General features: G+C 63.9%; 15 protein-coding genes. 8 read left to right on the forward strand and 7 right to left on the reverse strand.

Annotated elements, in window-relative coordinates; translation table 11 throughout:
• Positions 1 to 18 precede the first annotated feature (18 nt).
• From ahcY to ABI582_RS12370, 5 genes are all read left to right on the forward strand, one after another.
• Entirely contained in the window at positions 19 to 1428 is a 1410-nt protein-coding gene (ahcY, locus tag ABI582_RS12350; RefSeq protein WP_016501957.1) for an adenosylhomocysteinase, read from the forward strand.
• A gap of 108 nt (positions 1429 to 1536) precedes the next feature.
• The gene (metF, locus tag ABI582_RS12355; protein ID WP_442119309.1) at positions 1537 to 2382 is read left to right on the forward strand and encodes a methylenetetrahydrofolate reductase [NAD(P)H]; all 846 of its coding nucleotides are present in this window, start codon (positions 1537 to 1539) and stop codon (positions 2380 to 2382) included.
• A 91-nt stretch (positions 2383 to 2473) separates the two neighbouring features.
• Positions 2474 to 3547, forward strand: coding sequence for a hypothetical protein (locus ABI582_RS12360; RefSeq protein ID WP_442119310.1), 1074 nt, complete (start codon positions 2474 to 2476; stop codon positions 3545 to 3547).
• A gap of 98 nt (positions 3548 to 3645) precedes the next feature.
• The gene (locus ABI582_RS12365) at positions 3646 to 4434 is read left to right on the forward strand and encodes a substrate-binding periplasmic protein (protein ID WP_442119311.1); all 789 of its coding nucleotides are present in this window, start codon (positions 3646 to 3648) and stop codon (positions 4432 to 4434) included.
• A gap of 217 nt (positions 4435 to 4651) precedes the next feature.
• Positions 4652 to 6532 (forward strand): DEAD/DEAH box helicase, encoded by a 1881-nt coding sequence (locus ABI582_RS12370; RefSeq protein ID WP_442119312.1) that lies wholly within the window; start codon positions 4652 to 4654, stop codon positions 6530 to 6532.
• A gap of 158 nt (positions 6533 to 6690) precedes the next feature.
• Here ABI582_RS12370 and ABI582_RS12375 read toward each other — a convergent pair whose 3' ends face one another.
• The 3 genes from ABI582_RS12375 to ABI582_RS12385 all read right to left on the reverse strand — a co-directional run bounded on the left by ABI582_RS12375 (position 6691) and on the right by ABI582_RS12385 (position 9971).
• Positions 6691 to 7269 (reverse strand): YceI family protein, encoded by a 579-nt coding sequence (locus ABI582_RS12375; RefSeq protein ID WP_442119313.1) that lies wholly within the window; start codon positions 7267 to 7269, stop codon positions 6691 to 6693.
• Positions 7270 to 7303: 34 nt separating this feature from the next.
• On the reverse strand, positions 7304 to 7855 hold the full coding sequence (locus ABI582_RS12380) for a cytochrome b (protein ID WP_338745460.1): 552 nt from the start codon (positions 7853 to 7855) through the stop codon (positions 7304 to 7306).
• A gap of 256 nt (positions 7856 to 8111) precedes the next feature.
• Positions 8112 to 9971, reverse strand: a complete 1860-nt coding sequence (locus ABI582_RS12385) for an FAD-dependent oxidoreductase (protein WP_442119314.1) — start codon at positions 9969 to 9971, stop codon at positions 8112 to 8114.
• 211 nt (positions 9972 to 10182) lie between these two features.
• Here ABI582_RS12385 and ABI582_RS12390 point away from each other — a divergent pair, with 211 nt between their 5' ends.
• From ABI582_RS12390 to ABI582_RS12400, 3 genes are all read left to right on the forward strand, one after another.
• Positions 10183 to 10674, forward strand: a complete 492-nt coding sequence (locus tag ABI582_RS12390) for a hypothetical protein (RefSeq protein ID WP_258654221.1) — start codon at positions 10183 to 10185, stop codon at positions 10672 to 10674.
• A 79-nt stretch (positions 10675 to 10753) separates the two neighbouring features.
• The gene (locus ABI582_RS12395; protein ID WP_442119315.1) at positions 10754 to 12160 is read left to right on the forward strand and encodes an adenosylmethionine--8-amino-7-oxononanoate transaminase; all 1407 of its coding nucleotides are present in this window, start codon (positions 10754 to 10756) and stop codon (positions 12158 to 12160) included.
• A 174-nt stretch (positions 12161 to 12334) separates the two neighbouring features.
• Complete coding sequence (locus ABI582_RS12400; RefSeq protein ID WP_442119316.1) at positions 12335 to 13054, forward strand: 16S rRNA (uracil(1498)-N(3))-methyltransferase; 720 nt, start codon at positions 12335 to 12337, stop codon at positions 13052 to 13054.
• Here the strand turns inward: ABI582_RS12400 and trhA are convergent, their stop codons facing one another.
• From trhA to ABI582_RS12420, 4 genes are all read right to left on the reverse strand, one after another.
• Positions 13055 to 13672, reverse strand: a complete 618-nt coding sequence (gene trhA, locus ABI582_RS12405) for a PAQR family membrane homeostasis protein TrhA (RefSeq protein WP_019471552.1) — start codon at positions 13670 to 13672, stop codon at positions 13055 to 13057.
• A 239-nt stretch (positions 13673 to 13911) separates the two neighbouring features.
• A complete protein-coding gene (locus ABI582_RS12410) occupies positions 13912 to 14385 on the reverse strand; it encodes a chemotaxis protein CheW (RefSeq protein ID WP_016489537.1) in 474 nt (157 codons plus the stop codon).
• A complete protein-coding gene (locus ABI582_RS12415; protein ID WP_442119317.1) occupies positions 14378 to 19318 on the reverse strand; it encodes an Hpt domain-containing protein in 4941 nt (1646 codons plus the stop codon). The genes ABI582_RS12410 and ABI582_RS12415 overlap by 8 nt, the downstream gene beginning before the upstream one ends.
• A 23-nt stretch (positions 19319 to 19341) precedes the next feature.
• A complete protein-coding gene (locus ABI582_RS12420) occupies positions 19342 to 21366 on the reverse strand; it encodes a methyl-accepting chemotaxis protein (RefSeq protein WP_442119341.1) in 2025 nt (674 codons plus the stop codon).
• Positions 21367 to 21372 lie beyond the last annotated feature (6 nt).

Consider the following 21372-nt stretch of genomic DNA (forward strand, 5'->3'; position numbering starts at 1 on the left):
CTACGAATGGAGGCTCTCATGAGCGCTGTAAACACGCCTGCTGGTTTTACCGATTTCAAAGTCGCCGACATCTCCCTGGCCGCTTGGGGCCGCCGCGAAACCATCATCGCCGAATCGGAAATGCCAGCCCTGATGGGCCTGCGTCGCAAGTACCTGACCGAGCAACCGCTCAAGGGTGCGAAGATCCTGGGCTGCATCCACATGACCATCCAGACCGCCGTGCTGATCGAAACCCTGGTAGCCCTGGGTGCCGAAGTGCGCTGGTCGTCCTGCAACATCTTCTCGACTCAAGACCAGGCTGCCGCATCGATCGCCGCCGCCGGCATCCCGGTATTCGCCTGGAAAGGTGAAACCGAAGAAGAGTACGAGTGGTGCCTGGAGCAGACCATCCTCAAGGATGGCCAGCCATGGGACGCCAACATGATCCTCGACGACGGCGGTGACCTGACCGAGCTGCTGCACAAGAAATACCCGCAAGTGCTGGACCGCGTGCACGGTGTGACCGAAGAGACCACCACCGGCGTGCACCGCCTGCTGGACATGCTGGCCAAGGGCGAGCTGAAAGTCCCGGCGATCAACGTCAACGACTCGGTCACCAAGAGCAAGAACGACAACAAGTACGGCTGCCGTCACAGCCTGAACGACGCCATCAAGCGTGGTACCGACCACCTGCTGTCGGGCAAGCAAGCCCTGGTGATCGGCTACGGTGACGTGGGCAAGGGCTCGGCCCAGTCCCTGCGTCAGGAAGGCATGATCGTCAAGGTCACCGAAGTTGACCCGATCTGCGCCATGCAGGCCTGCATGGACGGCTTCGAGCTGGTCTCGCCGTTCATCGACGGTATCAACGACGGCACCGAAGCCAGCATCGACAAGGCCCTGCTGGGCAAGATCGACCTGATCGTCACCACCACCGGTAACGTCAACGTCTGCGATGCCAACATGCTCAAGGCCCTGAAGAAGCGTGCCGTGGTCTGCAACATCGGTCACTTCGACAACGAGATCGACACCGCCTTCATGCGCAAGAACTGGGCCTGGGAAGAGGTCAAGCCGCAGGTGCACAAGATCCACCGCACCGGCGCTGGCAGCTTCGACCCGCAGAACGACGATTACCTGATCCTGCTGGCCGAAGGCCGTCTGGTCAACCTGGGTAACGCCACTGGCCACCCAAGCCGCATCATGGACGGTTCGTTCGCCAACCAGGTGCTGGCACAGATCTTCCTGTTCGAGCAGAAGTACGCCGACCTGTCGGCCGAGAAGAAAGCCGAGCGCCTGACTGTTGAAGTACTGCCGAAGAAACTCGACGAAGAAGTGGCCCTGGAAATGGTCCGCGGCTTCGGCGGCGTGGTTACCAAGCTGACCAAGCAGCAAGCCGACTACATCGGTGTGACCGTCGAAGGCCCGTTCAAGCCGCACGCCTACCGCTACTAAGTAGTCGCAGGCAACGCTTCGCAACGATGCCCAAGCCAGGCCGGCCCACACCGCCCTGGCTTTTACTTGCAGCCTGCCGCTTGAAGCAGGCTGCTTGAGGAACGAGTAATGTCACAAGAACGCCGCTACAGTTTCGAGTTCTTCCCGACCAAGACCGACGCCGGTCACGAAAAGCTGATGGGCGTCGCCCGCCAGCTGGCCACCTACAACCCGGACTTCTTCTCCTGCACCTACGGTGCCGGTGGCTCGACCCGCGACCGCACGCTGAACACCGTGCTGCAGCTGGAAAACGAAGTGAAGGTACCGGCCGCACCGCACCTGTCGTGCGTGGGCGACTCCAAGGACGACTTGCGCGCCCTGCTCGCGGAATACAAGGCTGCCGGCATCAAGCGCATCGTCGCCCTGCGTGGCGACCTGCCATCGGGCATGGGCATGGCCAGTGGCGAACTGCGCTACGCCAGTGACCTGGTCGAGTTCATCCGCCAGGAAACCGCTGACCACTTCCACCTGGAAGTGGCCGCCTACCCGGAAATGCACCCGCAGGCGCGCAATTTCGAAACCGACCTGGCCAACTTCGTGCACAAGGTCAAGGCTGGCGCCGACAGCGCCATCACCCAGTACTTCTTCAACGCCGACAGCTACTTCTACTTCGTCGAGCGCGCACAGCAGCTGGGCGTGGACATTCCGGTGGTGCCCGGCATCATGCCGATCACCAACTACAGCAAGCTGGCCCGCTTCTCCGACGCCTGTGGCGCCGAGATCCCGCGCTGGATCCGCAAGCAGCTGGAAGCCTATGCCGACGACACCGCCAGCATCCAGGCATTTGGCGAAGAAGTGATTACCCGCATGTGCGAACAACTGCTGCAAGGCGGCGCACCGGGCCTGCACTTCTACACCTTGAACCAGGCCGAGCCGAGCCTGGCGATCTGGAACAACCTGAAGCTGCCGCGCTGAAACTTTTTGGCAAAGTCTGCTTAAGAAATGCTTAAGGCTTTGGTCATAGACTAAAGCCTTATTCATTTCCGGGTTACAGGTCTTGCCAGCCATGCAGCATCCCCAGCCATCGCGCCCACAACTTGTCTACCTGGCTTTTGGTCCGGCAACCTACCATCAGGAAGCCTGCTTCAGCATCGTCAGCGCCCTCGCCCACCTGGGGCCGGCAACAGGCGAAGCCATGGACATCCAGGTATACACCGACAACCCGCAGCCCTACGCCAGGCTGCCCGTCACGGTCCACTTGCTGGACGAAGCCACGCGCCAGGCATGGAACGCCCCACACGGTTATCATTTTCGCAGCAAGCATGTGCTGCTGCGCCAAGTGCTGCGGCAACATCCGCTGGCCGTGCTGATCGACACCGACACCTTCTTCCGCACTTCGCCGCTGCAGCTGTTCGCCCGGGTGGCCCCTGGCAAGCTGCTGTGCAATGCCATCGGCCCACGCTATGGTGCGAACCAGAAGTGCCTGCTGTACAAGAACCTGCTGTCCATATTGCAAGCCCGGGGCCTGGCCGACTGTCAGATGCCACTGGTCAATTCCGGGGTAATCGGCCTTACCGCCGAGGACGCCAGCACCCTGGACCGCTCCATAGACATGATGGACGAGTTCTACCCCTTGGCTCGCGAGGCCTATACCCTCGAAGAGTTCTGCCTGGCAGTGGCGGCGTACCGCAAGCTGATGGTGGCCGAGTGCACCGACGTCATCCATCACTACTGGAGCCGCAAGGCGCAGTTCCGCGCCAAGATCCAGGCCTGGCTGCGCAAGCACGGCCATGACCCGCTTAGCCAGGCAGCCTTGGCCGACGTCACCTTGGTCAACGACCAGCTACCACGGCCGCCGGCCCTGCACCGCCTGGGTTACAGGGCGCTCAGCCTGACCCTGCCGCGCCACGAGCGCCAGTTCGCCCGCGAGCTGCTGTATGGCTGCTACCCCTACCCCAACGAATTCGACCTCGCCTGCGCGCCGGCCTGGTGGGACAAGGCCCTGGAGAACCTCAATGCCCGTCATGGCCAGATGCAGCCCGAGCAACTGCGCCAATGCTTGCGCCACCCGGGGTTGCGCCTGTCGTTGGGCGAACGGCGCAAAGAGATCGAGGTGCATCTGCTGAGGCCTGGAAAGTAGCAGTAATCCTGTGGGAGCGGGTTTACCCGCGAAGGGGCCGGCACAGGAGAACACTCCCGCCACTGGCCTTGATTCGGCCGAGCGCGTAATCTCCGGCCATGCCACTCGTCGCCCGCCTGTTCTGGATCCTGCTGCTCGCCTGCCTGAGCCCGTTGGCCCTGGGCGAGCGCCTGCGCCTGGTGTCCGATGACTGGGCGCCCTACATTTATCAGCACGATGGCCAACCCCAAGGTATCGACTACGAAGTCACTACCGAGGTATTCAAACGCCTGGGTGTCGAGGTGGAATGGCAGTTCCTGCCGTGGAAGCGCTGCCTGGCAATGATCGAGCAAGGCCTGGCCGACGGCATTCTGGACATTTTCCAGAGCGAAACCCGGCGCCCCTATCTGGTGTACGCCCCCGAGCCTTTGTCGCAGGTCGAGTTCGTGCTGTTCCAGGCCCGTGCACGCCGCCATGCCGTGGCCGGTCCTGAAGACCTCACAGGCCTCACCGTAGGCACCTCGCCCGGCTACGCCTATGGCGCCGCGTTCAACCAGGCCACACATTTTCGACGTGAAGCGGCGCCGACCCAGGAAGCCAACTTCGGCAAACTGCTGCTGGGCCGTATCGACCTGGCGATCACCGACCGCAGGGTCGGGCATTACCTGATCCGGCATCTGGGCATGGAGCAGCAAGTCGAGGAACTGCCGCTGGTGATCAACCGCCAGGCCCAGTACCTGGGGCTGGTGCGCAAGCCAGGGCGCGAAACACTGGCCCTGGCCTTTGCCGAAGAACTGCAGCGTTTCAAGCAGGAACCGGCCTTTGCCGCCATCAGCCACCGGTACACAGGCGACATCGGAAACATTCTCAACGCCGTTGAGCAGCAGGAAAGCAGCACAGCGCGATAGCTCTGTTATACTCGGGCCTTCCCGCCCGGCTCACGCCCGGACGCTCGGCCTCGTAACAGGCATCCCGATCGGCACCGACGCCCCTTGGCGTTCCCCTCCGTTTCCCGGATGTGCAGTGAAAGCCCAGCTGGACCGGACGCGATCGCATCCCACCGATGCCCGTCGCGCCAGGCAGAACATCCCAACGGGCCCAGCCCACACGAGAACAGGATCGCCCATGTCCTTTGCTTCCCTCGGTCTCTCCGAGGCTCTTGTCCGCGCTATCGAGGCTGCGGGCTATACCCAGCCGACCCCCGTGCAACAGCGGGCGATTCCCGCCGTGTTGCAAGGCCGCGACCTGATGGTTGCCGCACAGACAGGTACTGGTAAAACCGGCGGCTTCGCCCTGCCGATTCTCGAGCGCCTGTTCCCGGCCGGCCACCCCGACAAGTCGCAGCGTCACGGCCCGCGCCAACCGCGCGTGCTGGTCCTGACCCCGACCCGCGAGCTGGCAGCCCAGGTGCACGACAGCTTCAAAGTCTATGCCCGTGACCTGCCACTGGTCAGCGCCTGCATCTTCGGTGGCGTTGGCATGAACCCGCAAGTCCAGGCGATTGCCAAGGGCGTTGACGTGCTGGTTGCCTGCCCGGGCCGCCTGCTCGACCTGGCCGGCCAAGGCAAGGTCGACCTTGCCCACGTGGAAATCCTGGTGCTCGACGAAGCCGACCGCATGCTCGACATGGGCTTCATCCACGACGTCAAGAAGGTACTGGCACGCCTGCCATCCAAGCGCCAGAACCTGCTGTTCTCGGCCACCTTCTCCAAGGACATCACCGACCTCGCCGACAAGCTCCTGCACAACCCGGAGCGTATCGAGGTCACGCCGCCGAACACCACCGTCGAGCGTATCGAGCAGCGCGTCTACCGCCTGCCCGCCAGCCACAAGCGTGCGCTGCTGGCACACCTGATCACCCTGGGTGCCTGGGAACAGGTATTGGTGTTTACCCGTACCAAGCACGGCGCCAACCGCCTGGCCGAGTACCTTGAAAAACAAGGCCTGACCGCCGCCGCGATTCACGGCAACAAGAGCCAGAACGCCCGCACCAAGGCCCTGGCCGACTTCAAGGCCAACAGCGTGCGCGTACTGGTTGCCACCGACATCGCCGCCCGCGGCCTGGACATCGACCAGTTGCCCCACGTGGTCAACTTCGAGCTGCCGAATGTCGAGGAAGATTACGTACACCGTATCGGTCGTACCGGCCGCGCCGGTCGTTCGGGCGAGGCCATTTCGCTGGTCGCACCGGATGAAGAAAAGCTGCTCAAGAGCATCGAGCGGGTAACCCGGCAGAAGATCGCCGACGGCGACCTGATGGGCTTTGACGCCAGCCAGGTGGAAGCCGAGAAACCCGAAGTACGCGAGCGCCCGCAGAACAACGGCCGTGGCGGTCGCAACCAGCCACGCGGCGAAGGCGGTAAAGACGCCAACGGTGGCCGCAAGGACAAAGGCAAGGATAAAGGCAAGGCCAAGCAGCCAGCTGCCGCGAAGCCTGCAGATAAAGAAAAGTCCGGCGACAAGCCGCAGCAGCGCAAGCCGCGCGACAACAAGCCGCGCCAGCAGCAGGCCAGCCAGAACAGCACACCCAAGCCGCCCGCCGACCGTGCCCCGGATGAGTTCCTGGATGACGAAGTCGACAACTTCGGTAACCGCGCCGATTACGTCAGCCCTTACCAAGGCAAGAACCAGGGGCGTAACCGTCGCCCTGGCGGTGGTACTGGCGCAGGCCAGAGCCAAGGCCAAGGTGCTGCCCCGCGCAGCAACGGTGGCGGCGGTCAGGCTCGCAATGGCGGCCAGCCCCGCAGTGCCAACGGTGAGAAGCGCCCACCGCGCAACAACAATGGCGGCGGTGCACGCCGTGATGGCGGTGGCCGTGGTCGCCCGGCCCGTGACGATGCTGCCCGGCAAGAGCCGGCCGTGCGCAACCCGCGCCAGCCGGAAAAACAGCCGGTGATCATCCGCAAGGAATCCAAACTCGACCGTTTCCCGACGCCTGAGCAACTGGATGACCTGCCAAGCCGCCCGCGCGGTGAGCGCCCGGCGCTACTTACCCGCAAGGGCTGATAGAAAGCATGAGGGGGCCGCTTTGCGGCCCGTTCGCGGCACAAGGCCGCTCCTACAGGTATTGCGCAGATTTTACATACTGCGCAATACCTGTAGGAGCGGCCTTGTGCCGCGAACGGGCTGCGAAGCAGCCCCCTCGGTCTTTCACTTAAAGCAGATTACTTCTGCTTCACACCTTCAACACTGATATCCAGGTCCAGGGTCTGGGAAGTCGGGCCTGGGCCCTTGATGCCGAAGTCGTTCAGGTTGAGGGTGGTGGTGGCGTTGAAACCAGCGCGCTCACCGCCCCATGGGTCCTTGCCTTCTCCGTTGAAGGTAGCCTTGAAGGTGACCGGCTTGGTCACGCCGTGCATGGTCAGGTCGCCGGTCACGTCAGCAGTCTTGTCGCCAGTCGGCTTGACGGCGGTGGAGACGAACTTGGCTTGAGGATACTTCTTCACGTCGAGGAAATCGGCGCTGGCGATGTGCTTGTCACGCTCGGCATGGTTGGACGTCAGGCTGGCGGTTTTCAGGTCGACGCTGATCTTGCTGGCTTCTGGCTTGGCGCTATCCCAAGTGAAGTTGCCGTCGAAGTCCTTGAAGGTACCGTGGATGAAGCTGTAACCCAGGTGGCTGATTTTCCAGTCGACGAACGCGTGCTGGCCTTCCTTGTCGATCTTGTACTCGGCAGCCATGACCTGGCCGGCGGAAAGCAGAGCGGTACCGAGCGCCAGAGCGGCAAAAGTCTTTTTCAACATCCTTATTTCCTTCCTATGCAATTGAGGTTGAGAGTCAAGCTTTGCGGCCCAACATGCGAGTCAGGGTCGCGTCACGGTCGATGAAATGGTGCTTGAGCGCTGCCAGGGCATGCAGCACGGCAAAAATCACCAGGCCCCAGGCCAGCCAGAGATGAATCACACCCGCAACATCTGCCTGGTCAGGCAGGTCGCTGATCAGTGCCGGCACTTCGAACATGCCAAACACCGGAATGCCGACGCCGTCGGCGGTAGAAATCAGGTATCCGGCAGCCATCACCGCAAACAGACCAAGGTACAAGGCCAGATGGCCCAGCTTGGCCGCCAGGCGTGTGACTGCGCCATGGTTGGCGGGTGCCGGTGGTGGGGGGCTGATGAAACGCCAGACCACCCGCAGCAGCATCACCGCCAGCAGCACCAGGCCGATGCTTTTGTGCAGGTCCGGGCCGGCTTTGCGCCAAGGGCTGTAGTAGTCGAGGCCGACCATCCACAGACCCAGGCCGAACAGGCCGAAGACTGCCAGCGCCACACCCCAGTGCAGGATGATGCTGACCACGCCGTAGCGAGAAGGTGAATTGCGCAGTTGCATGTTGGCGTGTATCCCCGTGAAAGCTGTGCACAGACTAACGCGTAACGTATCGAAGAAAAGCGGAAAAAATTGCTTCGGTTTATCGAGAAATCCGATAAGTATTCTGTAAGCTTCCCATTAAGGAAACATTAACGATAGTCGGGGAAATAGAGGCTGCCAGCACTGGCCTCTTCGCAGCACAAGGCTGTTCCTACAGGGGTATGCGGTGCCTGTAGGAGCAGCCTTGTGCTGCGAAGAGGCCGGCACTGTCGATCAATCAACCAGCCTTGGCCGGGGTATTGGCCACAGGTTTCTTGGTCGGCTCGGATTTGGCAGTTGCCTTCTTGGTTTCGGCAGGCTTATGCGCCGGTTTGTGCGCCGGCGCATGCTTGGCCGGGGCGGCCTTGGTTGCCGCAGGCTTGGCTGCCGCTTCCTTGACCACAGGCGCTGGTGCCACCGGAGCCGGCGCGGCCTGGGGAGCAGGAGCAGGTGCCACTTCCTCTGCCTTGGCGATTGGCTCAGCCTTCACCTCTGGCGTATCCGCCCCGCCAAACAGGCGCTTGAAGAAACCTGGCTGGTCCTGCCTGGCCTCTTCGGCCTGCTTCGGCTCAGCCTTGACCGGCGGTTTGTCAGCCTTGTCGGCCTTGTCGGACGAACCACCAAACATATTGGAGAAGAACCCGCCCTTGCTGTCCTTGGCCGCCGCCGCACCTGCTGCCCCTGCCGCCGCAACCGGCACCGCCTTGGCGGGGTCGAACGACTTGCCGACCAACAGGTCCTGGGCCTGGCTGGCCGCGCGCTGGCCACTGCGCAGGGCGCCTTCCAGGGTTCCTGGGTACAGGGCATCGGTATGTTCACCGGCAAAGGTGATGCGCTGCACCGGGCGCTCCCACAGGCGCCAGTATTTACTGATCTGCCCCGGGCCATAGGCCAGGTAAGCGCCGCCGGTACCGGCGTCAGTGCTGTAGCGCTTGACCTCGTAACCGGTGAAGGCACCGCGGGCCTGCGGGTAGAACGCATGCAGGCGGATCAGCACCTGGTCGACCATCTGCTTGTCGCCAAACGCTTGCAGCAGGCGGGCGTTGTCGCCGGAAAGGTTGATCACCACGTTGGCGCCGCCCTTCAGCGCTGGCTCGATCCACAGCATGCCGAGGCCGGCGTTACTGAAGATTTCGCCCGACATGCGCGCGCGGCTTTCCCACACTGGCTTCTTGAACTTGAGCATCAGCTGGTCGCGCCAGCCATAGTTGGTGCCTCTGAGCGCCGCCACGTGCTGGGTGTCCAGGCCCGGGGTCATCTGGATCTTGGCCAGGGCGCGCAGCGGTACGGCCATGACCAGGTAATCCGCCTGGTAGCCGACGCTGCCGACTTTTACCGTTACGCCATCCTTGTCCTGGACGATGGCGGTGACCGGCGAGCTGGTCTTGATGGTCTTCAGTTGCTTGACAAAGGCCTGGGCCAGCACCGGGCTGCCACCGGGCAGGCGCGCGGCACGCAGGTCACGGTCGCTGACACCGCGATACACACGGTTCTGCTGGGCAAAATACAGCAGCGACAGGCGCGACGGTTCGTCGTAACGGGTACGGATCTGCTGGTTGACCAGCTGACGGGCGGTCGCCGGCAGTTGCAGTTTGTCCAGCCAGGTGGAGACGTTGATCTGGTCGAGGGCGAACAGCGTGCTGGTTGCCTGCGGGTTCAGCGGGTCATCGATCGAACGGGCCAGGTCATCGAGGGTTTTCTCGTAGCGCTTGAGCGCTTCGGCGGTAGCCGGTTGCTTGGTGGCCAGGTCGGTTGCGCTGAAGTACTCACCGTCGATCAGGTAGCCGGGGCTACGCACAAACTCCGGTGCCGGCAGTGTTTCAAGCTTGAAACGGTCCAGGTAATGGTTGAGCACCGGCTGCGCCTTGGCATTGCCGATCCACTCACTGGTGGCCAAGCCCGAGCGCCCGCCCATGCCCGATTTGGCCTCCAGCAGGGTCACCTGCCAGCCTTTGTCCTGCAGCTCGTAGGCTGCCGTCAGGCCCGCCAGGCCGCCACCCACGACAATCGCCGTGGGCGTCTTGTCCTTGGCCAGCGCGGCGCCGCTGGAGACACCAATCAATACCAACGCGCACAGGCGCACCCAAGCAGCAGCCATGTCGGCGGACTCCGAGTCAGAGGTTACAGAAACGGGGAGAGGCAGGAATGCCCCGAGGGAGATGCGTTAAGAATACGTCACCTCCGCCGACCCTGCCAGCGCAGTGACATCAAGTGCTTTTGGCAACTGACATTTTTGCCAGTAGCCCGATCACACAGAAGCAGGCGAAGCTGGCCAGGATGGCCAGAAGCCCCACCAGGAGGGCACGCGCATGATCTTCGAGGAGCACTTCCAACACGTCGAACGGCAGTTTCTGTGGCACAAAAAGACGCTGCATACAGCATCCGGCCTGAGTATCCGCTCCAACAGCACCTCATGGACCGGCTTTCATGAAGCGTTCAAGGGTGAAGACGGTACCGAACTGGTCATCGGGGAACACAGCGATGTAGAAATCGTCTTCGCCCAGGAAGTCGAGTGCCTGCGCCTGGAATACTACGTAGTCAGCGACTTTCTCTGCGACGACCTGCACATGCTGTTCGATGCTGAAAGAGTAGATTGCGACCTGGCCACCCCGATACCGCGCAACTTCTACTGGCTCACCGTGGAAGGCAGCGGGTTTCGCGACCTGCGCCCTGGCCCCATCGCCACTAACCCCTACCACCAGGTGATCGACGGCCCCTTCCGCCGCCTGACCATCTCCACTTCGCAGGCCGGTACCGTGCACATCCGGCGGCTCGAATGGACCGGCACCCACCGCCATTGAAAGGCAGCGGTTGTCCTGCCTTGCGGCATTGCTTAGGCTTACGCGGTCGAACCACGCCGCAAAGCCAGGAGAAGTGCCCATGGGCCTCAACGATCAGTGGATGCAACGCGACCTCAAGGTCCTGTGGCACCCCTGCACCCAGATGAAAGACCACGAGCAGCTGCCGCTGATCCCGATCAGGCGCGGCGAAGGCGTGTGGCTGGAGGACTTCGAAGGCAAACGCTACCTGGACGCGGTGAGCAGCTGGTGGGTCAATGTGTTCGGCCACGCCAACCCGCGCATCAACCAGCGCATCAAGGACCAGGTCGACCAACTGGAGCACGTGATCCTGGCCGGGTTCAGCCATCAGCCGGTAATCGAGCTGTCCGAGCGACTGGTGGCCATGACCCCGGCCGGCCTCGACCGGGTGTTCTACGCCGACAACGGCTCGTCGTGCATCGAAGTGGCGCTGAAGATGAGCTTCCACTACTGGCAGAACGTCGGCAAACCGGACAAGAAGCGCTTCGTCACCCTGACCAACAGCTACCACGGCGAAACCATCGCCGCCATGTCGGTAGGTGATGTGCCGCTGTTCACCGAAACCTACAAGGCGTTGCTGCTGGACACGATCAAGGTGCCAAGCCCCGACTGCTACCTGCGCCCAGAGGGCATGAGCTGGGAAGAGCACTCGCGCAACATGTTCGCCGCCATGGAGCAGACCCTGGCCGAGCACCACGCCTCGATCAGCGCCGTGATCGTCGAGCCGCTGATCCAGGGTGCCGGCGGCATGCGCATGTACCACCCGGTGTACCTCAAGCTGTTGCGCGAGGCCTGCGACCGTTACGACGTGCACCTGATCCACGACGAGATCGCCGTGGGCTTTGGCCGCACCGGCACGATGTTCGCCTGCGAGCAGGCCGGCATCCGCCCGGACTTCCTGTGCCTGTCCAAGGCCCTGACGGGTGGCTACCTGCCGCTGGCCGCCTGCCTGACCACCGACAAGGTGTACCAGGCGTTCTATGACGACTACCCGACCCTGCGCGCGTTCCTGCACTCGCACAGCTACACCGGCAACCCGCTGGCGTGCGCTGCGGCGCTGGCGACCCTGGACATCTTCGAACAGGACAACGTGATCGAGGCCAACAAGGCCCTGGCTACGCGCATGGCCAGCGCCACTGCGCACCTGGCCGATCATGCTCACGTGGCCGAAATCCGCCAGACCGGCATGGCCCTGGCGATCGAGATGGTCCAGGACAAGGCTGGCAAGGTTGCTTACCCCTGGCAGGAGCGGCGCGGCCTGAAGGTGTTCGAACACGCCCTGACCCGCGGCGCCCTGCTACGCCCGTTGGGCAGCGTGGTGTACTTCCTGCCGCCGTACGTGATCACCCCGGAGCAGATCGACTTCCTTGCAGAAGTTGCCAGCGAAGGCATCGACATCGCCACCCGCGACAGCGTCAGTGTTGCCGTGCCGGCCAACTTCCACCCCGACTTCCGCGACCCGGGCTAGGCCAGAAACCTATCCGCATAACCCCTGTAGGAGCGGCCTTGTGTCGCGAAAGGGCCGCGCAGCGGCCCCGGCAATTTATGCACCACTGTTAAAACCCTGGGGCTGCTGCGCAGCCCTTTCGCGACACAAGGCCGCTCCTACAAAGGGCGAGTACACCTTTTAAACGAGCATTCCATGAGACTGTCCCGCTTCTTCATCGACGCCCCCCTGAGCCTTGGCGAGCACGACCTGCCCGAAGCCCAGGCCCACTACATCGGCCGCGTACTGCGCATGGCCCCCGGCGACACCGTGCAGCTGTTCGACGGCAGCGGCCATGAATACCTCGGCCAGTTGCTTGAAGTGGGCAAGAAAACCGTACGCGTCAGCCTCGACCGGGCCCTCGCCGGCCAGGCCGATTCACCGCTGCACGTGCACCTCGGCCAGGGTCTGTCCCGTGGCGAGCGCATGGACTGGGCGATCCAGAAAGCCACCGAGCTTGGCGCCAACGAAATCACCCCGATCGTCAGCGAACGCTGCGAAGTGCGGTTGAAAGACGAGCGCGCCGACAAGCGCCTGGCCCACTGGCGCCAGGTGGCGATCAGCGCCTGCGAACAATGCGGCCGCTCTACCTTGCCGGTCATCCACCCACCCGTGACGCTGGCCGAATGGCTGGGCAGCACCAAGGCGGACCTGAAACTGGTCCTGCACCCGGTGGCCGAGCCGCTTACCAGCCACGAAAAACCTGCGACCCTGGCGTTTCTGATCGGCCCCGAAGGCGGCCTGAGCGAGGCCGAAGTCGAGCAGGCCAACGCGTCCGGCTTCCACGCCGCCCGCCTTGGTCCACGGGTGCTGCGCACCGAGACTGCGCCAGTGGTGGCGCTGTCGGTGGCACAGCAATTGTGGGGCGATTTTTAACTAGAGCACGTAGAACGACACCGCCACGAAGTGCAGCAGGCTGCCAGTAATCACGAACAAGTGCCAGATGCCGTGCGCGTGGCGCAAACGGCTGTCGAGCGCGAAGAAGATGATGCCCACGGTGTAGAACACTCCGCCGGCGGCCAACCAGGCAAAGCCGGCGCCGCCCAGCGAGTGCAGCAACGGCTTCACTGCCACCAGCACGATCCAGCCCATCACGGCATAAATGATGATCGACAGGATCCGCGCCTCGGAGCGCGGCTTGATCTCCTGCAACATGCCGATCACCGCCAGCCCCCAGACCACGCCGAACAGGCTCCAGCCCCAGGGGCCACGCAGGCTGACGAGACAGAATGGCGTGTAGCTACCGGCGATCAGCAGGTAGATCGACAGGTGATCGAGCTTGCGCATGATCACCTTCGCCCGCCCGCGGGTGCTGTGGTACAGGGTGGAGATGCTGTACAGCAACAGCAGCGTGCCGCCGTAGATGGAGAAACTGACGATCTTCCACGGGTCGCCTTGCAGGCCCGCGACCACGATCAGCCAGATGGCACCGATACAGGCCAGGACGGCACCGACCAGGTGGGTCCAGGCGTTGAAGCGTTCACCGTAATACATGCAAACACAGACCTCCTTAGGTGGGCTGGGTTCCTGATGTGATGCTGATGGCCTCACCCGGTGTCGATTTCAAGATAAACACAAGGCCTGTAGGAGCAGCCTTGTGCTGCGAAGAGGCCATAGCAGCCGAAGATGACCTTCAGCCTTACCGGCCTCTTCGCAGCACAAGGCTGCTCCTACAGGGTGTTGCGGTAGCCCGATTCCCACATCCAGACGACTAGGCCCCTGTGCCTTACATCCTACCCAAGGTCAGGTTGCAGATCCGCGTCACGCACCAGCCTTTCCAATGCAACCAGATCCGGTACCCGAGCCACCTGCTCGCCCACCTGCACCGCCGCCAGTTCCAGCCTGCCCAGCGCCACATCCACGTAGTTCAACTGGCTGTCGAGCTTGCACGAGCGCGGTATGTCTTGCAGCAACAGCGCCAGGTAGCGCAGGCCGGTATCACCCAGGGCATTGAGCACCACCACCCGGGCCCGCTCACCGCACGGTGTTTCACCACCGCACGCCGCCTCGAAGCCGATCAGCGGCAGGCGCTGCTGCCGCCAGTCGATCCAGCCCAGGTGCCAGGCGGGGTCGCCGGGCTGGCACACCAGGTTACGCTGCCCGCTCAGCTCGGCCACCGCCACGTTGGGCAACACCAGGGTACGGTCACCCAACGGCAGCAACAGCCCGGTCAGGCTGCTGCGCTGGCCGGAAATCAGTTCAAGCATGGGCCTGGCTCCAATGGGCAATGCTCTGCAACAGCAGCGACTCCTGATACGGCTTGCCCAGGTATTCGTTGACGCCGATGGCCATGGCACGGTCGCGGTGCTTCTGCCCGGTGCGCGAAGTGATCATGATGATCGGCAAATCTTTCAGCCGCTCGTCACGGCGGATGCGTGTAGCCACCTCAAAGCCGTCCATGCGTGGCATTTCGATGTCCAGCAGCAACACGTCGGGGCGGTGCTCTGCCAGCAGGGCCATGGCATCGACCCCGTCCTTGGCCGTGAGCACGCTCATGCCGTGGCGCTCCAGCAGGCGGCTGGTAACTTTGCGCACGGTCACCGAATCGTCCACCACCATCACCAGCAACGCCCGCCGCGGCGCCGGGCCGAGCAGTTGGCGCTGGGTGCCGCCGCCGGGCAAGCGGGCCAGGCGCCGCTGCTGGCCGCGCAGCTGGCCAAGCAAGTCGAGAATCAGCACGACCCGGCCATCCCCCAGCAATGTCGCCCCCGACAACCCGGCAACCGCAGCAAACTGTGGCCCCAGGCTTTTAACCACGATCTCGCGGCTGGGCGACAGGCTGTCGGCCTGGATGGCGAACGACTGCTCCTTGGAATGCACCAGCAGCACCGGCAACGGCACGCTCTGCCCCAGCAGTGCGGGGCGCGGCAAGCCTTGCAGCAACTCGCCCAGGTAACGCAGCTCGTATTCGTGGCCGGCGTATACATAGCGAGGTGCGTCCAGCTGGTAGCAGGTCGCCAGCTCTGCCGGCGGCACGCGGACGATGCCCTCGATGGTATTGAGCGGGATGGCGTACTGTTCCTCGCCCAGGTGCACCATCAGCGCACGGTTGATCGATACGGTGAACGGCAGCCGGATCAAGAAGCGCGCGCCCTTGCCCTGGGCGGACTCGATGCTCATCGAGCCACCCAACTGCTTGACCTCCTCGTGCACAACGTCCATGCCCAGGCCGCGCCCGGAAATCTGGGTGATCTTTTCGGCGGTGGAAAAACCCGGGCGCAGGATGAATTGCAGGATCTCGTGATCGCTCAAGTACGCCTGCGGGTCCAGCAGGCCGCGCTTGATGGCCTTGCGCCGCACCGCGTCCAGGGGCACACCGGCACCGTCGTCAATCATTTCGATAACGATATCGGCGCCTTCGTGCAGCAAGTTCAGGTGGATGGTGCCCTGCTCCGGCTTGCCAGCGGCCAGCCGCGCTTCGCGGCTTTCCAGGCCATGGTCGACAGCGTTGCGCAGCATGTGCTCCAGCGGCGCCACCATGCGTTCGAGCACACTGCGGTCCAGTTCGCCTTCGGCGTTGCCGACCACCAGATCAACCTGCTTGCCCAGTTCGCTGGCCACCTGCCGCACCACACGCTGCAGGCGTGGCACCAGGCGTTCGAAGGGCACCATCAGGGTGGCGGTCAGGCCTTCCTGCAACTGGCTGTTCACCCGCGCCTGCTGCTGTAGCAGGCTGTACGCCTCCTGAGCGCGCTGGGCCAGGGTTTCCTTCAGGTCGAGCAAGTCCGAGGCAGACTCGAACAAGGCCCGCGACAGTTGTTGCAACTGCGAATGGCGGTCCATTTCCAGGGGGTCGAAGTCGTCATAGGCGTCGCCTTCAAATGCCTGGCGGCTGGAGATCCGCCCCTGGGTCTCGTTGTCCAGGCGCAGCAACTGGTCGCGCATGCGCTCCAGGGTGGTTTCCATCTCGTTGAGGGCGAACTGCGCATCGTTGACCTGCTGCTCGATGCGCCCACGAATGATCGAGTGTTCGCCGGCCAGGTTGCCGAGGTCATCGAGCAACTCGGCATCAACCTTGACCATGTCGCCTGGCGCCCGATCTGGCGCTGCCGCCGGTACCTCGCTGGCGGCGGCTTCGACCGGCCCTTGGCCAGCTGCACTGTCGGTCAGGGCCGCGCTGCTGAAGTTGCGTATATAGTCGATCAGCGCCGTGGCGGCATGCAAAGGCTGCCCCAGGCGCACGGCATCAAGCATGTGCGCCAGGCGGTCATGGCAATTCTGCAACAGGGCGAACAGTGGCGGGCTCGGCGGCAAACGCCCGGCCGCCAGCAGCTCGTAAAGAAATTCCAGTTCGTGGGCCAGGTCACCGATCGGCGCAATTTCAACCATGCGCGCCACACCCTTGAGGGTGTGCAGGTCGCGCATCAGGTTGTCGACCTCGACGCTGCTGCGCGGGTCGGCCTGCCAGCGCGCCAGGGCTGCGGCGGCGCTCTCGACGATGTCCGAGCTTTCTTCGAGGAATACTTCAAGCAGCTCTTCGCCTGGGCTTTCCGGCTCTTCAGGCAGTGGTTCGACCAGCTCTGGCGAGAACGCGTCATGCGACAGCCCCAAGGTATCGGTCAGGTCCATGTCCGGGTGCAGCGGTGTCACCGTGTCGATGCCCACCAGGCCGGTGGCATCTGGTGGCAAGGCCTGGTCCAGCAGGTTGCGCAGGCTGTCGACCAGCTCCGGCCGCGGCACTACGTCCTGCCCGGCTGCCACTTCGTCGAGCATGTCCAGCAGGGCCTCATGGGCGCGATGTGTGTGGGCGAAAAAGCGTGCGTCGGCGGGCAGGCTGCCCTCTTCCACGGCGCCATACAGGTCCAGCAAGGCCTCGCACACATCATCCATTTGCCACAAATCGGCCAGGTGCGCGGCGTGGCCCAGGGTGGTCATCTGGTCGAGCAGGGTATCCAGTGCGTCGCGCTGGCCGGGTTGTTGCTGCCAGCGCGACAGCAACGACTCGGCATCCAGCAGAATGTCCATGGCCTGGGCCAGGAAACTGGCAACCAGCTGCGGGTCGCGCTTGCTGCGCCGGGCATGCTGCGGGTCGTCATGCCCGCCGGCCAGGCGGCTATCGACTGCCTGGCCAACCGCTTCGATCAGTTCCGCGGCGCCAGGGATGGCGGCCAGGGGTGTGCTGTCGAGTTGCGCCAGGCCCAGGTGGAACAGCGAGCGCGCGGCTTCCAGCCATTCGATCTCGGCCATTTGCAGTGGCAGTTGATGGCCCTTGTATTCACGGGCGAGGCGGTCGAAGGCGGTGGCCAGCTCGGCGACCGGCATCACCCCGGCCATGGCGGCACTGCCCTTGAGCGTGTGCAGGGCACGTTGCAGGCCATCGCTGACCGGCGTGTCGTGGCCATCGGCGCCCTGTAGAAAATCATCAAGGCTGGCCAGATGGCCCTGTGCCTCACTGCGGAAGATATCAAGCAACTGTGGATCGAGGCCATCGATACTGGCCGCCGGTGCGTCGTTTTCCGCCAGGGCATGCAGGTGCCCGGCCAATTGTTCGATTTCGGTCAGTTGCGGCAGCTGGCCGGCGGCAAAGTCGGCCAGCAGATCAGGCAGATGGACGAACACCTGTTGCAGGGCCACCACGCCTTCCGGGCTGAGCACGCTGCGGCCCTCCAGCACCCGGTTCAGCAGGTGCTCGGCGCCCCAAGCCAGTTCCGCCACGGCCTCGGCATGCACCATGCGGCCACTGCCTTTGAGCGTATGCAGCGCACGGCGCACTTCCCCCAGTGCCCCGCGCTGCTGGTTGTCGGCACGCCAGCGCAGCCAGTGGCGCTCGATTTCCGGCAGCAACTCGCCTGCTTCTTCGAGGAACACCTCGCGCAGTTCGTCATCGATGCCATCGCCCTGGCTATCCAGGCCCGCTCGGGCGTCGGCCTGTGCACAGTGCACGCCCAGCGCCGCCAGGCTGGCACACGCCATGTCGATGAACGGCTGGCCATCCGCCAGCGGGTCGGCCACCCGCCACTGCAGGTAGCATTCAGCGGCGCTCAAGGCCTCGGCCAGGTGGCTCAGCTCGTCGGCGGGCGGTTCGTCCTCCAGGTGCTGCAACCAACGTTGCGCATAACTTGCGCAGCCGGCAAACAGCTCGGCCACGGCGGGTAGCATCAACATGGCCAACGCCCCGCGCACCTGCTGCAACAGCCCAGGCAAGGGTTGCAGGCGCTGCCGGGGCCAGTCGGACTCCACATAGTCGCCGATCAGGTCCTTGGCCTGCTGCAACACGTTCAGCGACTCGTTCAGCACCAGCTGGCGTATTTCGGCCAGGTCCGAGCCTGGCAGGCCGCCCTGGCCGTTTTCCTCCAGTGGGCCGACCATGCCGTTCAGGGAGGCTTCCACATACAGCAGGGCCCCCGCTACATCCATCAGCACCGCGTCGTCCACGGCCCGTTCGCCCTGGGCCAGGGCCTGCAACGCCAGCACCTGGTCGATGATCACTCGCCGTGGTTGCTGAAAGCCCAGTACCGCCAGGGTATCGGCCACGTGGCGTAGCGGCGCCAGCAGGGCATCGAGCTGCTCGCTGTGCTGGCGATCGCTGCGCACAAACTGGTCCAGGCGCTCCTTTATGCGCATCAGGTCGTCGCACAGTGCGGTCACCACCGAGCGCAAGGCATCGCGGCCCGGCCCGGCCTGCAACTGTTCGCGCCAGTTGCCCAGCGACAAGTCGAGGTTGGCCAGGTCGTCGGAGCCGGCAAAACGCTGCGCAGCACCGCTGATCAAGCTGGCCTGGGCCAGCGGCTCGATGCCACGGCAGGCACGCAGCTGGTTGAGCAGCGGCAGCATCACCAAGGGCAGGTCGTGGCGGGCACCGCGCAAGCGCTCCAGGTATGAGGGCAATTGCTCCAGGCCGCGGAACAACGCACCCAGGCAATCACCCCGTGGGCTCACCTGGCCATCGGCCATGGCCTTGGCGAACAGCTCCAGTTCCTCGGCCAGGCGCGTGGCACCTCGCAGCTCGAGCATGCGCAGGCAGCCATGCACCTGGTGCAGGTTGTCGACCACAAAGGCCAGTATCGACAGCTCGCCAGGCTCGCCGGCAAAACGCTCCAGCGCTTGGCGCGCCTGGCCCAGGCAGTCGAGGATGGCAGCCTTGGTCCAGGCCAGCGCCACCGTGTCGTGGCGCTCGGGGCTTACAGCAACAGATGCCATGGTCACTTCCTCAGCGCGGCGCTTCACTTGGGCTCGGCAGGTGGCGGCAGGGTGAAGCCAGACACCGAACGGCGCATCTCGCTGGCCATGCGGGCCAGGTGGCGGATGCTGTCGGCAGTGGCCCCGGAGCCGGCGGAGGTCTGCGCGGTAATCTGCTGAATGACCGCCATGGTGTGGGAGATCTGCCCGGCCGAAGAGGTCTGCAACTGGGCAGCGTCGGAGATGCTGTGGATAAGGTCGGCCAGGTTCTGCGATACCCCTTCGATCTCGGCCAGCGCCACCCCGGCATCCTGGGCCAGGCGGGCGCCGCGCACCACTTCGGCGGTGGTCTGCTCCATGGAGATCACCGCCTCGTTGGTGTCGGCCTGGATGGTGCGCACCAGCGCCTCGATCTGGCGGGTAGCCGATGACGAGCGTTCGGCCAGGCGCTGCACCTCGTCGGCGACCACGGCAAAACCACGGCCGGCCTCACCGGCCAGCGAGGCCTGGATCGCCGCGTTGAGGGCAAGGATGTTGGTCTGGTCGGCAATGTCGTCGATCAGGCTGACGATGTCGCCGATTTCCTGGGAAGACTCACCCAGGCGCTTGATCCGCTTGGCGGTGTCCTGGATCTGCTCGCGAATATTGTCCATGCCGTTGATGGTGTTGTGCACCACCTCGTTACCCTTGTTGGCGATGGCTACCGAGCGTTCGGCTACCTTGGCCGATTCGTAGGCATGCGCGGATACCCGGTCGATCGACTCGACCATGTCGCCAACCGCCTCGGATGCCTCGCTGATCTGCTCGGCCTGGTGCTCGGACGCCTTGGCCAGCTGGCGAGCGGTGTTTTGCGTGTCCTGCACGGCCGCAGCCACCTGCACGGCGCTGTGGTTGATGGTGGCCACAAGGTCGCGCAGCTGGTCCACGGAATAGTTGATCGAGTCGGCAATGGCACCGGTGAAGTCCTCGGTTACCGATACGGTCACGGTCAGATCGCCATCGGCCAGCTCTTCGATTTCGTCGAGCAGGCGCATGATCGCCTGCTGGTTGCGTTCGTTTTTTTCCGCCGTTTCGCGCAGCTGGCGGTTGGTGGTGCGCACCATGACCAGGCCGATGAGGATGATCGAGGCCAGCGCGAGCAGGCCCAGGGCGTAGCCGCCAACGGTGTCGAGGGTGCGCCCGCCGGCCAGGTTCTCGAAACCGTTGGCCAGGTGCGACGCTTCGTCGAGCAGGGTTTGCGACAGGCTGAAGATGTTGCCTGCTGCCTCGCGCACGCGGAACAGTTCGGGCGAGGTTTCGAGGATTTCATCCACAGAGCCGGCAACGAACTGGAACAGTTCGGCGATTTCAGCCAGGCGTGCGCGCGCATCGGCGTCTTCGACGCGGGTTACCTGGATTGCCGCGTTGCCGTTGAGCATGCCCTCCAGCACCTGGCCAAAGCGCCCGGCATCACGACCAAAGGCGTCGGCCGCCTGGGCTGCGGCATCGTCACCGGCCAGCACAGTGTTGACCGAACCGAGGATGCGCTCGGCCAGCAACAGCTGGCGCTGGGCCACCGCCACCTGGTTGGCCGGGGCACCACTTTGCAGCAGGATCTCGACCACCTTCTCGTATTCCACCTGCAACTGCGGCACGGTTTCGGCCAGGGTCGCCGCTACCTGGTGCAGCGACAGCACAGTCTGCTCACTGGCCAGGATGGTGTCGGTGTTCTTGCGCAGGTTTTCCCAGTCGCGGCGTACCGATTCCATCTCGTCACGCACCGTGGGCGGCGCGGGCGGCAGCCCGGTGGACTTGTCACCCTGGCGCAGGTAGCCCCAGCGCCGCTCAAAATCGTTGCGCGCATCCGACAGCAGCTTGAAGGCCAAGGCCTTGCCGGTGGCCGCTTCGGTGGCGTTCTTGGCGATACGTTGCGATAACACCCGCAGCTCGCCAGCATGGCCGATGTACTGCTTGTCGTAATTGGATTGGGTGTTCAGGTACGCGAAGTTGGCGAACAGCAGGATGATCGACAGGATCAGGATCAAAAACAGCACAGTGATCTGCGCGATGCTGCGGGTACGCGGGCTCACAGTGGT

The sequence above is a fragment of the Pseudomonas sp. SAS7 genome (assembly GCF_052112345.1).
In the GTDB taxonomy this organism is placed as follows: Bacteria; Pseudomonadota; Gammaproteobacteria; order Pseudomonadales; family Pseudomonadaceae; genus Aquipseudomonas; species Aquipseudomonas putida_Q.